The sequence below is a fragment of the Brenneria sp. g21c3 genome (assembly GCF_040240345.1).
In the GTDB taxonomy this organism is placed as follows: Bacteria; Pseudomonadota; Gammaproteobacteria; order Enterobacterales; family Enterobacteriaceae; genus Brenneria.
Map to the genome: position 1 here is coordinate 427,653 of NZ_JBEIAB010000002.1, position 14,361 is coordinate 442,013.

14 protein-coding genes and 2 pseudogenes are annotated in these 14,361 nt (G+C 52.6%); 5 read left to right on the forward strand and 11 right to left on the reverse strand.

Annotated features, from left to right (window positions below; genetic code table 11):
• Nucleotides 1–27: 27 nt before the first annotated feature.
• Both ABRZ28_RS04565 and ABRZ28_RS04570 read left to right on the forward strand, forming a co-directional pair.
• Nucleotides 28–1,323: a CaiB/BaiF CoA transferase family protein gene (locus tag ABRZ28_RS04565; RefSeq protein ID WP_330519607.1), complete on the forward strand. Its 1,296-nt coding sequence runs from the start codon at nucleotides 28–30 to the stop codon at nucleotides 1,321–1,323.
• 163 nt (nucleotides 1,324–1,486) lie between these two features.
• Nucleotides 1,487–2,770, forward strand: coding sequence for an MFS transporter (locus tag ABRZ28_RS04570; protein ID WP_319604466.1), 1,284 nt, complete (start codon nucleotides 1,487–1,489; stop codon nucleotides 2,768–2,770).
• Between the two features lie 93 nt (nucleotides 2,771–2,863).
• On the opposite strand, the gene ABRZ28_RS04575 is transcribed toward ABRZ28_RS04570, so the two are convergent.
• From ABRZ28_RS04575 to ABRZ28_RS04585, 3 genes are all read right to left on the reverse strand, one after another.
• Complete coding sequence (locus ABRZ28_RS04575; RefSeq protein WP_319604467.1) at nucleotides 2,864–4,039, reverse strand: CaiB/BaiF CoA transferase family protein; 1,176 nt, start codon at nucleotides 4,037–4,039, stop codon at nucleotides 2,864–2,866.
• 313 nt (nucleotides 4,040–4,352) lie between these two features.
• The gene (locus ABRZ28_RS04580; RefSeq protein ID WP_319604468.1) at nucleotides 4,353–5,099 is read right to left on the reverse strand and encodes an SDR family NAD(P)-dependent oxidoreductase; all 747 of its coding nucleotides are present in this window, start codon (nucleotides 5,097–5,099) and stop codon (nucleotides 4,353–4,355) included.
• Nucleotides 5,100–5,208: 109 nt separating this feature from the next.
• Complete coding sequence (locus ABRZ28_RS04585) at nucleotides 5,209–6,267, reverse strand: zinc-dependent alcohol dehydrogenase (protein ID WP_319604469.1); 1,059 nt, start codon at nucleotides 6,265–6,267, stop codon at nucleotides 5,209–5,211.
• A 701-nt stretch (nucleotides 6,268–6,968) separates the two neighbouring features.
• Here ABRZ28_RS04585 and ABRZ28_RS04590 point away from each other — a divergent pair.
• From ABRZ28_RS04590 to ABRZ28_RS04600, 3 genes and pseudogenes are all read left to right on the forward strand, one after another.
• A complete protein-coding gene (locus ABRZ28_RS04590) occupies nucleotides 6,969–8,282 on the forward strand; it encodes an MFS transporter (RefSeq protein WP_319604470.1) in 1,314 nt (437 codons plus the stop codon).
• 202 nt (nucleotides 8,283–8,484) lie between these two features.
• Nucleotides 8,485–8,745 (forward strand): annotated as a pseudogene (locus ABRZ28_RS04595) (AraC family ligand binding domain-containing protein); the annotation flags it as partial.
• 54 nt (nucleotides 8,746–8,799) lie between these two features.
• The gene (locus ABRZ28_RS04600) at nucleotides 8,800–9,471 is read left to right on the forward strand and encodes a helix-turn-helix domain-containing protein (protein ID WP_319604575.1); all 672 of its coding nucleotides are present in this window, start codon (nucleotides 8,800–8,802) and stop codon (nucleotides 9,469–9,471) included.
• A 105-nt stretch (nucleotides 9,472–9,576) separates the two neighbouring features.
• Here the strand turns inward: ABRZ28_RS04600 and ABRZ28_RS04605 are convergent, their stop codons facing one another.
• The 8 genes and pseudogenes from ABRZ28_RS04605 to ABRZ28_RS04640 all read right to left on the reverse strand — a co-directional run bounded on the left by ABRZ28_RS04605 (nucleotide 9,577) and on the right by ABRZ28_RS04640 (nucleotide 14,352).
• On the reverse strand, nucleotides 9,577–9,705 hold the full coding sequence (locus ABRZ28_RS04605) for an entericidin A/B family lipoprotein (RefSeq protein WP_319604471.1): 129 nt from the start codon (nucleotides 9,703–9,705) through the stop codon (nucleotides 9,577–9,579).
• Nucleotides 9,706–9,830: 125 nt separating this feature from the next.
• Nucleotides 9,831–10,097 (reverse strand): annotated as a pseudogene (locus ABRZ28_RS04610) (type II toxin-antitoxin system ParD family antitoxin).
• Nucleotides 10,098–10,113: 16 nt separating this feature from the next.
• Nucleotides 10,114–11,256, reverse strand: a complete 1,143-nt coding sequence (gene hemW / locus ABRZ28_RS04615) for a radical SAM family heme chaperone HemW (protein WP_330519608.1) — start codon at nucleotides 11,254–11,256, stop codon at nucleotides 10,114–10,116.
• Nucleotides 11,249–11,842, reverse strand: coding sequence for an RdgB/HAM1 family non-canonical purine NTP pyrophosphatase (gene rdgB, locus ABRZ28_RS04620; RefSeq protein WP_319604473.1), 594 nt, complete (start codon nucleotides 11,840–11,842; stop codon nucleotides 11,249–11,251). Before rdgB ends, hemW begins: the two co-directional genes overlap by 8 nt.
• A 17-nt stretch (nucleotides 11,843–11,859) precedes the next feature.
• Nucleotides 11,860–12,150 carry a DUF167 family protein YggU gene (gene yggU, locus ABRZ28_RS04625; protein WP_319604474.1) on the reverse strand — a complete coding sequence of 97 codons (291 nt, stop codon included), beginning with the start codon at nucleotides 12,148–12,150 and terminating at the stop codon, nucleotides 11,860–11,862.
• A complete protein-coding gene (locus ABRZ28_RS04630) occupies nucleotides 12,147–12,701 on the reverse strand; it encodes a YggT family protein (protein WP_319604475.1) in 555 nt (184 codons plus the stop codon). Before ABRZ28_RS04630 ends, yggU begins: the two co-directional genes overlap by 4 nt.
• 47 nt (nucleotides 12,702–12,748) lie before the next feature.
• Nucleotides 12,749–13,570, reverse strand: a complete 822-nt coding sequence (gene proC, locus ABRZ28_RS04635) for a pyrroline-5-carboxylate reductase (RefSeq protein ID WP_330519609.1) — start codon at nucleotides 13,568–13,570, stop codon at nucleotides 12,749–12,751.
• 68 nt (nucleotides 13,571–13,638) lie between these two features.
• Nucleotides 13,639–14,352, reverse strand: a complete 714-nt coding sequence (locus ABRZ28_RS04640; RefSeq protein ID WP_330519610.1) for a YggS family pyridoxal phosphate-dependent enzyme — start codon at nucleotides 14,350–14,352, stop codon at nucleotides 13,639–13,641.
• Nucleotides 14,353–14,361 lie beyond the last annotated feature (9 nt).

The window sequence follows — 14,361 nt, forward strand, 5'->3', positions numbered from 1 at the left end:
GCGCCGACAGTCGTAATAGAGGAGAACATGAAAATGTCTAATATCGGGCTGGAAGGCATTAAGGTGGTGGATCTGACGGCTTATGTCGCGGGGCCGGCATGTCCGCGCATTCTGGGGGAGATGGGCGCCACGGTTTACAAGATAGAACCCTTTACCGGCGACGAGCAGCGTACCCAGGGCGCAAGTTGGGGGATGAATCACAAGACCAAGTTTGATGATGCCGCGTTCGACATGAGTTCCATGAACAAGAAGTGGCTCAGTATCAATTTGAAAAGCCCGGAGGGTCAAGCGCTGATCTACAAGCTGATCGGCGATGCGGATATCGTTATTACCAGTTTTCGGGACGGCGCGCTTAAACGGCTGGGTCTGGACTACGAAACCTTGAGCGGGAAGTTTCCTCACATCGTCTGGGGACAGATGCGAGGTTATGGCGAAAGAGGGCCGGAACGAGACGCGAAAGGCTTTGACGCCACGTCGTATTCTGCCCGCGGCGGGTTGGTGATGTCCTTTCCCCAGGCGAATGAACACTTTGAGCCGGGTAATGCCCCCATCGCCATTGGCGACTGGAACGCCTGCGTTGCATTGACCGCCGGCGTACTTGCCGCGTTGGTAAGAAGACTGAGAAGCGGCAAAGGCGACAAGGTGGTGGTCAATCTTTACCATTGCGCTGTCTGGGCCATGACCTCCGCCGTCGTTGCCCGTCAGCAGGGCGCCGAGTATCCAAAAGATCGGAAGAATGCGCCTTGCCCCACCAACAATTCATATAAAAGCCGGGATGGCATTTGGTTCATCATTTGCTTCGGCAACTATAACAAGTACTTCGAGCTGGTCATGACCACCATGGGGCTGGATCATCTGGTCGGCAACAAGGATTACGATACGCTGGAGGTTATCGGTGAAACCGGCGCGTACCGGCAGGTTATCAAGTGGATGGAAGAAGCCTTTGCGCAACAGGATTTTGCCTACTGGGAGACGTTGTTCAAAGAAAGGGATATTCCTTTCCAGAAGTGTTTTACCGTGGACGATATTCTTGAGGATCAGGAAGCGTTTGACAACGATATACTCAGGAAAATCCATTATGACGCCCTCGGGGAATATACCGTTACGACCACCCCGATCCGTATCAAGAGCGTAGGCGATCCGGTGCTCTACAGGTCCCGGCCTATCGGTTACGACACGCGCGAAGTGATGCGTGAATATGGTTACTCCGATGAGCAGATTGACGCCATGACCACCGACGGCCAGGTGTTGTGTTATTCCGAAGAACCGGCGCCGGAAAGCGTACTCAACCCGAGTTTTGGCATCGACTCCATCAAACGCTGATATTCCTGCCGCCCGGTTAAGAAAAGGACTGTCCTGAAACAACATTTCTTCTCAATGGATGATTGCGCAAAAGCCGGTTAAACCGGCACGGATATTAACCCTTTAATGGCAATGGCTGTGTGGATGCCTATCTCCATAGGCCGTGTTATGGCGAAATATAATCATGACTTCAAAAATAGGAAATAAAAGATGGCGGATTATTATTCTGTTGACGCTTTGCTACCTGATTTTATATATGGACAGATCCTGCATGTCGATGGCCGGGCCGGAGATGATAAGGCACTTTGATTGGAGTGCGACGCAGTTTGGTTTGGTTTCGACGGCGTTTTTTATCGGTTATGTGTGTACGCAGATTCCGGGAGGATGGCTGGCAGACCGGTTCGGCGGCGGCAAGGTGGTTGTCATCGGCGCCTTATGGTGGTCTGTGTTCGTCTTTCTTACGCCTTTTGGCGCAACCATGGGGTTGATGTTGTTCATCCGTGTTGCGATGGGAATGGGCGAAGGGGTTTCTTTGCCTGCGATGACCTCAATTATCGCGCAGTGGGTACCCAAAAAAGAATCCGGGCTGGCGCAAGGATTAAGCATTATGGGCGTTGCCTTGGGGATTGCGATTACCATGCCGCTGTCGGCCTGGATCATAAAAGTCTGGGACTGGCAGACCGTGTTTTATTCTTTTGCTTTCTTAGCCCCTATTTGGGTTTTGCTTTGGTGGCGATACGGCAAAAATAAACCGGAGCAACATCCTACAATCACCGAAGAGGAAATAAAATATATCAGATCGGGCCAGGGCAGTTCGCCGAATAGCGGGGGGCAAGCCGCGATCTTGACCTCGAAAGATATTTTTTCGACGCTATCCGTGTGGACCGGCGCAATTTCATTTTTTTGCACCAACTATCTTTTTTATTTATTCATGACATGGCTGCCGACTTATTTTGTCAACGGTCGCGGCCTGGATTTAAGCACCAGCGCCATCTATACCATGATGCCGTACATCGTGGCGACATTCACCTACCCGATTGGCGGCTGGTTGGCCGATCGGGCTGCGGATAAATTGGGCGATAATATGGGACGCAAGTTATTCCCCCTCCTTGGGATGGTCGGCGCGGGCGTCTTGTTGATCTATGGCTCAAAAGCCGACAGCGCGTTGGCCGCGGTGACGTTGTTATCGGCCTCCAACGGGGTGTTATGCCTGACGATGGGGGGATACTACTCCATGCCGATCATCTTTTCTCCCAACAATGCCGGCAAGATCGTCGGTCTTTATGCCACCTGCGCCACAATAGGCGGCATTACGGCGCCATTTCTTACCGGTGTCGTCGTGGATGCCTATGGCTATACACACGCTTTGTATCTGGGGGCGGCGATGTCCATTCTGGGGGCGGTAATTTTATTGACTAGCCAGGTTAAACCGATTTTACCTAAAGCGGCTCAGCGCCAGCTCGATTGAATGTTGACGAGGGGGACAAATCGCGTTGAGCATCCGACGGACACGGAGGCAGGCGGAATATTTCCGCCTGCCTCCGTGATTGCTTATCCGCTTTCAAGAGGCAACCGTGACCACGCCGTCTTTGACCAGCGCGGCGATTTCTTCTTGCTTATAGCCAAGTCGCGCCAGTATTTCCCGCGTATGCTCGCCCAAAACCGGCGGCGGCGTTGCGGATTGGAGATCATGGGAAAGCTCGGAAAACTTATAGGGTATATCTGTTTGCAGCACTTTTCCGACGCCGGGATAGTCCACGTATTGCATAATGCCGCTGTTCTGGGCCACGATAGCCTCTACGGCTTCGCCTACATTCACCACCGGGACAATGCAGATATCCTTTCCTTTCAGCCATTCCCGCCATTCCATCAGGGTCTTGCCGGCGATGAGTTGTTCTATTCTTTCAAATTCCCCGGGGGCTTCATGGCGACGTAACATTTGTTTGGGAATTAAATCTTCGTTACCCGTTTCGATGCAGAACTGTCGCCAGAACTTATCCTCGACCATACCCAGAGACAGATACCCGCCATCTTTGGTCTTCAGGACATTGTAACAAAGGGCCGGGTATTCCAGCGTTTCGGCGGACACCTGATTGTTTTGGAAATGATAGCGGCTGGTGATCAAACTGAGCCACCAAAGCAGGCTGTCGAACATGGGGATATCGACTGACTGGCCGCGGCCGGTTTTCTCGCGCGCATACAAGGCGAGGGCAATGCCTTGCGCGGCGGTCATGGCCGATGCGACATCGCACAAATGAAACGGGGTTAATTTACCGCCGTTTACCGATAAATAACCGCTCATGGCTTGCAGATTAATATCGTGAAGCGCTGCCAGACTTAACGGCGATTCCTGGCCAAAACCGGATAATGAACAATAAATAATGCGAGGATTGATTTTATTAATGGCGTCGTAATCAATGCCCAGTCTTTTGGTTACCCCAGGGCGGTAATTCTCAATAATAATATCCGCCTCTTGCGCCAGTTGCAGAAAGATATCGTGGCCTTTTTCCGCTTTTAAATTAAGCGTCAAACTTTTTTTATTGCGACACAGGGCGGTAAAATAGTAGCTGACGTCATTTATTTTAGGCTCGTCGCCGCGACAAAAGTCTCCTTTTTTTTGTTCTTCCACTTTGATGACTTCCGCGCCCAGATCGGCGAACACTTGAGTCGCATAGCCTCCCGGTAAATATCTTGTCATGTCAATAACGCGCAATCCTGCAAATGCATTTTTTCCCATGTTAATTATCCTCCGAGTCTTGCCGCGGTCGTTGCCAACGCCCCTGCGCCAGAGTCATTGATTGGCGAACGCCTTTTTAACGTGCGGCGAACAGATATACCGAGCGCCACATTCGTGGCGCTGAGGTTGATGACAAACCTTCCCAACGCCGTCATTCCGCGAAGGCGGGAATCAGCTAATGGCGGTTTACGGTTTCAGTAGGAGATTCCCGTCTGCAACCGCTGGAATGACTGGGCGTAGCCGAGGATGACAATGGCGTGTTATAGGCTTTGCCATTCGTCTTCCTCCCGCCACTGCAATCCTGCTCCCCGATTTAAGCCGTCATGTACATTCCGCCGTTCACATCCAGTGTGCAACCCGTCATGTATTGGGAATCATCGCTGGCGAGGAAGGCGATCACCGTCGAGACATCCCGCGGCTCGCCAAGGCGTCCCATCGGAATGTTATCGGTGCCGTAATTATTATTGCGGGTCATGTCTGTCAGAATAAGGCCCGGCGCAATGGCGTTTACCGTTATATTGTCTTTCGCCGTCAGCCGCGCATAGGTTTTCGATACCGCGGCAAGGCCGCCTTTTGACGCGGCATAACTGGCTGAAGCGGCAATCGCGCCGACCCGCATGGACATTGAGGCGATGTTGACGATACGGCCATATTGCTGTCGCCGCATGATACGGATCGCCTCGCGACAGCAAAGATGGGCGCCGCGCAAATTGATGTTCTGAACCAGATCCCATTGCGCCGCGTCAACCTCTTCAAGCGGCGTCGTTGGGCATATGCCGGCGCCATTGATGAGAATATGAACGGTGCCGAACTTTTCCAGAGTGAAGGCAAACAGGGCGTCGATATTATCCGGTTTGGACACATCGGTCTTGAAAGCATGGCAATGACAACCGGTCGCCTGCTCAATTTCGCGCGCGGTGGTTTGCGCCACATCGTATAATAAATCGGAAATAATGATCCCGGCCGCGCCGCGTTCTGCCAGACACAGCGCGGTATCTTTTAATATGCCACGCGCGGCCCCAGTTATAACTGCATATTTACCTGCGAAAATTTTAGACATTTTAAATCCTCTTTATTTTAAATAGCGACGTTATTACCCCCTGCCTCTATTTTGCTGAATTACCCGGCGTGTTCCGGCGATGATCGCCCACCGTGATTTAAGAATTAAGTTAGGGTTCGAGAATAATGCGCAGACCTTTTTTCTCGTCGAGTAATTTCATTGCTTGCTCAAAATCATTCAAAGGGAATACGAAACTTGCCACATCGTCAATCTTCACTTGCCCGGTAGCCAGCATATTGAGGGCTTTGAACCATGTGCTGTTGCCATAGGCCCGGTTGCCGATAATGCTGATTTCCCGCATGGCAATCGTCGTCATCGGGATTTCGCTCGGTTTCGCCGGCAGACCGGTAACGCCGATTCTTCCCCGCTTGGCCGCCATTTGCACGGCCTGCGGAACCGCGCCGAAAAAGCCGGTCATGTCGTAAATGACTTCCGCGCCTTGCCCGTTGGTCAGTTCCATGACTTCGGCGGCCGCATCCGTTTTGCTGGCGTTAATCACATAGTGGGCGCCAAAATTTTTCGCCACCGTCAGCCTGTCGCCATCCGCGTCGGTACCGGTCACGATGATTTTTTGTACGCCGATGGATTTCAGAATAATGACCATGAGCAGGCCGATCGCGCCGGGACCCATGACGACCGCCGTGTCTCCGAAATCAGGTTTCACTCGGTCAATCGCATTCAACGATACGCAGAACGGCTCCAACAAGGCGCCGACGTTAAAACTGATGTTGTCATCCAGTTTCAGCAGATTTTCACTTCTGACGGCGCAATATTCTGCAAATGCGCCGAATACAGTGGTCCCGATGAACGGACGATGATCGCAAACTTCATGTCCGCCTTCCGCACAATAATGGCATGCGTTACAGTGAAGGCCGGGATTAACCACGACACGATCGCCAACCCGCCAATTTTTTACTTCTTTCCCGACTTCGGCGATGACTCCGCAAAATTCATGACCAAAGACCATAGGGAATTTCATGCCGGGATAGGATTTAGCAATGGCTTCATTCCAGTGCCATAGAGAATGATCGGTCCCGCAAATGCCGCAGGCTTTTACTTCAATTAAACATTGTGTCGCATCGATTTCCGGAATAGGAATTTGCGCGACCTCCATACAGAAAGGCTCGCCTTTGGTTTTAATCAGCGCTTTCATGGTGTTATTATGCATAATAAACTCCCATCGAATTATTTAGGGTATAGTCCACAGATACATGATGACGTCATTTTTATAAGCATAATATTTCTTTCAATCATGAAACATTGACAATCCAAGCCATTAGCAGGACAAAGTGAGCATTTGTATTTTTTATAATTAATTGTTAATTAAAATCTTATTGATAGCAGGAATAATACTATTTCAGCAGTGAGTTGGCGGTATTTTATACTCAGGGCTATTACTTTTTTAAAGAGGAAAATAAACATAATTGTGCGCCGGCGCATAATTCTCATCCTGTGATCGAACTTATCGGGTGTGCTGCAATTGGCATAACTTGATCTCTTTCACATTTTTTAAAGCGTATGTTTTTCGAGAATTTAATTCGTTAACCGATTTGTTGTTTCTATATAATTGCTTTATAAAAATAAATCCAATATTTCCCGGCGTATTCCATTCCCCATGTACGATTTGTCCTGCTAATTGCTGTAAATGTCGATGTCTTGTTGACATGCGCCGGTCTTATACTTGGTGAATGAAAAATAGGGTAATAAGTTTAATAAAATTAATGAAATATTAAAAACGACATATATTGGATAACGGTACCCCCTTAGGCTTAAATGATAATTTAAATGGAGGTTAACTGATGTTCATTCAATTAGGGGAAAGTGCTGCTCGCCATGTAGTCATTCCTGTTTTTACCAAGGAGTCACAGAATGAGCATTTCATCAATGAGCACTTCAATCGGTAATCGTCGGTGGGGGATCATTGCCTACCTGTTTCTTAATTATATCGCCATGTTTATCGCCCGAACCGGGATGTCGATGTGCGGCCCGATATTCCTGGAAGAGTATAACTGGACCGCTACCGAATTCGGCTGGATATCTACCGCCTTTTTTATTGGTTATGCCATCACCATGATGCCGGCGGGTATTTTGTCCGATCGTTACGGCGGCAGTATCGTACTGGTAATCGGAACATTATGGTGGGCGGTGTTCACTTTCCTGACGCCGTTGGTCGGTTCGACTGTGGGTTTGATGATCTTGATTCGCATCCTGGTGGGGATTGGGCAGGGGGTCGTGGTGCCGTCCGACTGTGCGATAGTCGCCAGTTGGGTGCCGCAAAAGGAAGCGGGGTTGGCGAGCGGTTTCAGACAGGCGGGATGCCCGTTGGGAATTGCTATTTCCATGGGGCTGGCGGCTTATATCATTGAGATATGGAATTGGCAGGCCGTTTTTTATTCCTTCTCCATGTTGGGGATTTTGTGGTGCCTGATCTGGTGGTATCCAATGAAAGGAACGTCCCATCCCAGCATCGATACCAAAATTAGTCATGCGGAATTAATGTATATAGAAGCCGGACAAGTTAAACCCGTGCAACAAACGGCGGTTGCGGAGCCGGCGGCCAGCGAATTAACCAAAAAGGATATCTTCTCAACGCCATCCATCTGGGCGTACTCGCTCTCCTATTTTTGCGCCCTCTATCTCTTTTTCATGTTTATGAGTTGGCTGCCCACTTATTTTGCTTTGGGCAGGGGCATCAATCTGAAACTGAGCGCTATCTATTCCATGTTGCCTTATCTTGTCGCGATTGCCGCTTATCCGATCGGCGGTTTGGCCGCGGACTACTTTTCCAATCGCTGGGGGCCGGGTATTGGGCGAAAACTCCCCGTGATTTGCGGTATGCTGCTGGCCGGGTTGTTTTTGATTCTCGCCATACGGGTAACCAGTTTGCCCGGGGCGGTTAGTTTGATTTCCACATCAAACTTCTTTCTCTGTTTTACCATGGGCGCGTATTTCTCCATTCCCATGGAATTCTCCGTGAAGTTTACCGGCACTATTGTCGGGTTATGCAGTCTGTTCGGTTCCATCGGCGGTATTTTTGCGCCAGTATTGACCGGATGGATTATCGACCTGTCATCCGGCCAATATGAATATGGCCTGTACCTGGGGGCCGGCATCGCCATTTTAGGGGCTTTGTTTGCCGCGATAATACGTATTCGTCCCATTGAGAAAAAATCGGTTGCGTAGGCAGCCACCACCTAGTCGGTGAATCAAGATAGCGACACGGCCTGAATTAATCGCAGCGATGCACCGACTGACTACCTGGAGGACGTTGGTTTATTCTTTTCGCCTGCTATAGCACGTTACCGTGGAAATGGTTTATCGCTAATCCTGCTTGTATTCCAAATATTAATCGAAAGATTGGATCAGATTAAACGGGAGAAATGCCATGACGACGACGATTCCCGTCTATGCTCTTTATAAAGAACGCCCCGAGTTAAGCTGGGATATCTTTTTTAATTTGGAATGGATTCCTTACCGATCCAGGCTATATGATTGGAAAATTGAACCGCATTTACATAAAAATCTCATTCAATTGCAGTTTATACAACGTGGCAGCGTGGATGTATCACTAAATTGCTCAAAACAGCTCGCCCATTCACCCTGCCTGATTTTGATACCGGCTACAACGGTACATGCTCTTCATTACACGCCAAACACCGAAGGGATGACGATTACCGCTTCTCAGAAACCGCTGGAGTCAATGGCAAACCTGCTGGCGCCGGGCCTGATGAAGCTGATTCACAAACCGTGCGTCATTGCGCTGGATGAGGCGGCCGGGGATAAAAAAAGGGTGCTGGATTTTTACAAAGCCATGTTGCGCGAACTCCGCGTGCCGACGGTGAATCAAACGGCGATGTGCATGTCGCTGTTTACCTCGCTCTTTATTTACCTGGCGCGCATTAGCGATCTGTCGCCGGAGCAGCGGGAACTGGCCGCCTGTTCACGCAAGGCGGCGCAGATTAATAAGTTCCTGCGTAGCGTGGATCGGCAATTCAGGTTGCGGCTTTCGGTCAACGACTATGCCGGTGAAATGGGCATGTCGCCCGGCCACCTTTCCCGGCTATGCCGTATCGCTCTGGGGATGTCGAGTCTTGATGTGATTAATATGCGGGTGATTCAGGAGGCGCAGTGCGAACTGGTGTACACCGCGCAAACCATCAAACAACTGGCGGCATCGCTGGGGTTTAACGATGAAGCCTACTTTACCCGCTTTTTTCATAAACACACCGGCGTGAGTCCGAAACAGTTCCGCGAACTGGCGGTGCAGCAAATTACCTTGTCGGAGTCGTTGCCGACGGCGGATGCGCCACCGGATAAACCGGTTCAGCGCGATGATTGCGAAGAAGAGGATGACGAAATGCAAGTCGTGTAACCCATCAGCGGTAGCGCTTGCAGGTTGAGCGACTAAAAACAACCCCGGCAGGGATATCCTCCGGGGTTGTTTTTGCGCAGTGAACAGCGCTCAATAGGTTGCGTGTTAACTGGCCGAACTGGAAATTTTACTGCCCAGTTTTTCCACGTCCTGACCGAAACCGCGCGCGGTGTTGCAACCGCTCAATACCGCCGCCATCAATAGCGATGCGATGAGTAATTTTATAGCTTTCATTATCGTCACCAGCAGATTTCAACATGCCTACACTTTGTCATAACCGTGCGCAAAAATTCAATCTCGAACAGGCTGAAAAAGTGGAAATTTATCGGGATAGTCAGCCGGATGTCCGTGGGGTGAGCTTAATTCGTTTTTGTCGACGCCTGCACTTTATCCCTGACTTTTTGCAGAAACTCATCGCGATTCCATTCCTGTGGCTCTCCGCTATTTAATCCGTCGGCGATCAGATTACGCAGTTTTTGCAGGTCGGACTCAGCCTGTTTTTCACGCAGCATTCTGATTGCCTCCCGAATGACTTCACTCTGTGTTCGCTAATCACCGGACTCAACCAGCGACTCCACGTAGTGTCGCAGTTCATCTCCAAGATCAATGGTTATCGTTCCGGCCATAACTATCGGCCCGGCTTTATTCCGCTTCCGGCAGAAACAGCTCCAGCAGCGAATTGAGAAACAGCTTGCCGTGCTCGGTAATTTGCCAGTGGGCGGCGGTCTCAACCAGGTAACCCTGCGCCAGCGCCTGTTCCAGTTGCGGGCGGATTACGCTTTCATCCAGCCCGGTGTAGGCGGTAAAGTCGGCGCGCGGGGCGGCTTCCAGCAGGCGAAAACGGTTCATAAAGAACTCGAAGGCGCGGTCTTCGCCGGCGACCTGGTGCTGTTTATCCAGATAGTCGCCCCGCATATAGCCGCGCGGATGGCGGGTTTTCACCGTGCGCAGAATACGCCCGTCGCGGAACGTCAGCTTGCCGTGCGCGCCGCAGCCGATGCCCAGATAGTCGCCAAAGCGCCAGTAGTTCAGGTTGTGCCGACATTGATAGCCCGGTTTGGCGTAGGCCGAGGTTTCATATTGCTGATAACCGGCCGCGCTCAGCAAACGGTGACCCTGCTCATAAATGTCCCATAGCGCGTCGTCGTCCGGCAGTTTGGGCGGGCGCGAGCCGAACAGCGTATTGGGTTCGATGGTGAGCTGATACCACGACAAATGCGGCGGGTTGAGGGCAATCGCCTGACGCAGGTCGTCCAGCGCCTCTGCCAGCGACTGGTCGGGCAGGCCGTGCATCAGGTCGAGGTTAAAGCTGCGTAATCCCAGTCCGGCGGCCAGCTGCGCGGCGCGTTTGGCTTCAAGCGGGCCGTGAATGCGTCCCAGCCGGGTCAGCTTTTGTTGATTGAAACTTTGTACGCCGATCGAAATGCGGTTGATGCCCGCGCGCTGATAGCCGCTGAAGCGATCGGCCTCCACCGTGCCGGGGTTCGCCTCCATGGTGATTTCGGCGTCGGGGTCAAGGGGAAGGCGCGCCCGCACGCCGTCCAGCAGGGATTGCATCGCATCCGCGCTCAGCAGGCTGGGCGTTCCGCCGCCGATAAAAATGGTGTGCAGCGCCCGGCCATCCGCCAGCGGCAGGTCGGCATCCAGATCGGCCAGCAGATGGTCGACATATTCCTGATGCGGCACGTCGCCTTTCAACGCATGAGAGTTGAAGTCGCAGTAGGGGCACTTCTGTACGCACCAGGGAATATGAATGTACAGGCTGAGCGGCGGCAGCTTAAGCATTGCGCAGGGCGTCCAGCAGCAAACGCAGCGCCTGACCGCGATGGGAGCGGGCATGCTTTTCTTCGCGCGTCAGTTCCGCCGCCGTTTTTCCCAATTCCGGCACGATAAAGATCGGATCGTAGCCAAAACCCCCGTCGCCGGCGGGTTCGCGCGCCAGTACACCGCTCCAGCTACCGTGGAACACCAGCGGGGTCGGGTCTTCGGCATGGCGCAGATAAACCAGTACGCAATGGAAGCTGGCGCCGCGTTGTTCATCGGGAACGTCTTGCAGCGCGAGCAACAGTTTGTCCAGATTCTGGCGGTCGCTGGCGTCAACGCCGGCGTAGCGTGCAGAGTAGATGCCCGGCGCGCCGCCCAGCGCATCCACCGCCAGACCGGAATCATCGGCAATCGCCGGCAGACCGGTTAACTTTGCGGCGTGACGCGCTTTCAGAATCGCATTCTCGATAAACGTCAGGCCGGTTTCTTCCGCGGAATCCACGCCCAGTTCAGTTTGCGCCACGATATCCAGGCCAAAATCCGCCAGCAGACTGGCGAGTTCGCGCACTTTTCCGGGGTTGCCGGTAGCCAAAACCACTTTTTGCATATGTTTTTCCTGCGTGTTTATTCAATGAGGTCCGCGACTTCCGTCGGGATGTGTTGCGGATTGATGATTTTAATCTGTTTATGCCGCCCCAGTTCGCCTTTTTCAATAATGACCAGGCTTTTGGCGACCCGGAATTGTTTGGCGAGGAATTTGGTCAGATGGGCGTTGGCCTGACCGTCGACCGGCGGCGCGGTCACGGCGACTTTCAGCTCGTCGCCGTGCAGCCCGACAATCTGGTCGCGGCTGGCTTTCGGCTGAATATACAGCCGAATCACCAGGTCGTCATCTTGGCGAGTGACGGCGCTCACAGCAGGAACCACAGCCCCGGGAACAGATCCATGCCCAGATAATTGAACAGATAGAGGATCAGGATCACCGCCATGGCTGAAAAATCGATGCCGCCCATCACCGGAATGATCCGGCGAATCGGCGCCATAAGCGGCTCGGTCAACTGATGCAGCAGATATTCGATCGGGCTGCGGCCCTGGCTGATCCAGCTCATCAGGGAACGAATAATCACGATCCAGAAGATCAGATAACCGGCGGACTTGACCAGGGAAAGTAAACCGACCAGCAGGTTCATCGGGCTGAGCGACAGCGCGCCGACCTGAATCAACAGCAGCAGCGGATATTTGATGGTGGTCAGAATAAACGCCAACAGCAGCGACGCGCTGTCGATCGGCCCCAATGAAGGCAGGATCCGGCGCAGCGGCCCGACAACCGGCTGCGTGATTTTCACCACGAATTGCGAAAGGGGGTTATAAAAATCACTGCGCGACCACTGCATCCAGATGCGTAACAGCAGAACGATTACGTAGAGGTCGATGAGCGTTTTGACCAGAAAAGTCAGGGTAAGCATAGGTACGTCGGTTCCTTAATAAAATGGGGTGATTATTCACGTTGCCTTCAGAACAGCTTTTCCATTTCCTGAGCGCGCTTGACGGCGGCCTGCATGGCCTCCGACACGATTTGCGTCAGTTGGCGTTCGTTGAATACCCGTAACGCTTCGGCCGTGGTGCCGCCTTTCGACGTCACATTTTCGCGCAGGGTCGACAGCGGCGTCTCCGGGCTGGCTTCCACCAGCGCGGCGGCGCCGGAGGCGGACTGCTGCACCAGCAAACGCGCGGTCTCGGCATCAAACCCCTGGCGGATGGCTTCCTGCTGCATCGCTTCCATAAACAGGAAAAAATACGCGGGCGCGCTGCCGGCGGCGGCAATCACTGCGTTAATATCCTGCTCGTTTTCCACCCAGCATACTTTACCCACGCTTTTCATCAACCCGGCGGTAAAGTCGCGATCGGCGGCGCTGACGGCGGCGGGGGCATACAATCCGCTCATCCCTTTTCCCACCAGCGAAGGGGTATTGGGCATGATGCGTACAATGTTCAGCGCGTCGCCCAGCAGGGCCTGAAAACGGCGGATGCTGATGCCGGCGGCAATCGACAGCACCAGCTTGCCGGCGAAATCCACCTGCTGACGCAAAGGTTGGCACACGCTCGCCATCATTTGCGGTTTTACCGCCAGCACAATAACGTCTGCTTCTCTGGCGCTTTGCTCGTTATCCGCGCTGCTGATCACGCCGTATTTGGCCGCCAGCGCGTCGCGATGGGTGCCGGACGGCGCGCACACGCTGATATTTCGCGCGGGATAACCCTCATCAATCAACCCGGCAATAATGGCCTGCGCCATATTGCCTGCGCCGATAAATGCTATTTTACGTTGTTGCATCTAAGCTCTCACTGATTTCTTGTTGTGTTAACCGTTGTCGATGTGGCCGGCGATGTCGCCGCGTTGGGTTATTTCGTCGACGTCGAGTAATCCCGCGCGCCGAAAATGGCGGTGCCGATTCGCACCAGCGTGCTGCCCGCGGTGATGGCGGCGCGCATATCATCGGTCATACCCATCGATAAGGTGTCGATGTGGGGGTAGTGTAATGCCAACTGTTGAAACAAATCATCCATTTGCCGGAATACGGAAAGCTGGCGCTGATAGTCGTTTTCCGGGGCCGGGATCGCCATCAACCCGCGCAGCCGCAGATTCGGCAATGCCGCCACGCTGGCCGCCAGCGACGATAATTCGTCAATCTTAATGCCGGATTTGCTCGCTTCATTGCTGATATTAATTTGCAATAGCACATTCAGTGGCGGCAATGTCGTCGGGCGTTGTTCGCTTAAACGATGCGCGATGCGCAGACGATCCACAGTATGGAACCAGTCGAAATTTTCAGCGACCAGTCGACTTTTATTCGACTGTAATGGACCGATAAAGTGCCATTCTAAATCGAGTTCCGGCCGGTTTTGCCGAAAGTAATGGATTTTGTCCACGCCTTCCTGCACATAGTTTTCGCCAAACGCCCGCTGCCCGGCGTCGATCGCTTCTTCGATAGCGGTTACAGGCTTGGTTTTGCTGACTGCAAGCAGCTTTACTTCTTCCGGCGCCCGCGCGCACTGTTGTGCGGCAGCGACGATCTGCTGTCTGATGTCCTGTAGATTCTGCTGGATTGTCGTCATAGTCATTCA

Coding starts and splice junctions, on each gene's coding strand:
- ABRZ28_RS04605 (WP_319604471.1), bottom strand. CDS start 9,705: ATGAAAGCTATAAAATTACTCATCGCATCGCTATTGATGGCGGCGGTA.
- ABRZ28_RS04590 (WP_319604470.1), top strand. CDS start 6,969: ATGAGCATTTCATCAATGAGCACTTCAATCGGTAATCGTCGGTGGGGG.
- ABRZ28_RS04640 (WP_330519610.1), bottom strand. CDS start 14,352: ATGACGACAATCCAGCAGAATCTACAGGACATCAGACAGCAGATCGTC.
- rdgB (WP_319604473.1), bottom strand. CDS start 11,842: ATGCAAAAAGTGGTTTTGGCTACCGGCAACCCCGGAAAAGTGCGCGAA.
- ABRZ28_RS04600 (WP_319604575.1), top strand. CDS start 8,800: ATGGCAAACCTGCTGGCGCCGGGCCTGATGAAGCTGATTCACAAACCG.
- ABRZ28_RS04565 (WP_330519607.1), top strand. CDS start 28: ATGAAAATGTCTAATATCGGGCTGGAAGGCATTAAGGTGGTGGATCTG.
- hemW (WP_330519608.1), bottom strand. CDS start 11,256: ATGCTTAAGCTGCCGCCGCTCAGCCTGTACATTCATATTCCCTGGTGC.
- proC (WP_330519609.1), bottom strand. CDS start 13,570: ATGCAACAACGTAAAATAGCATTTATCGGCGCAGGCAATATGGCGCAG.
- ABRZ28_RS04630 (WP_319604475.1), bottom strand. CDS start 12,701: ATGCTTACCCTGACTTTTCTGGTCAAAACGCTCATCGACCTCTACGTA.
- ABRZ28_RS04575 (WP_319604467.1), bottom strand. CDS start 4,039: ATGGGAAAAAATGCATTTGCAGGATTGCGCGTTATTGACATGACAAGA.
- ABRZ28_RS04580 (WP_319604468.1), bottom strand. CDS start 5,099: ATGTCTAAAATTTTCGCAGGTAAATATGCAGTTATAACTGGGGCCGCG.
- ABRZ28_RS04570 (WP_319604466.1), top strand. CDS start 1,487: ATGACTTCAAAAATAGGAAATAAAAGATGGCGGATTATTATTCTGTTG.
- ABRZ28_RS04585 (WP_319604469.1), bottom strand. CDS start 6,267: ATGCATAATAACACCATGAAAGCGCTGATTAAAACCAAAGGCGAGCCT.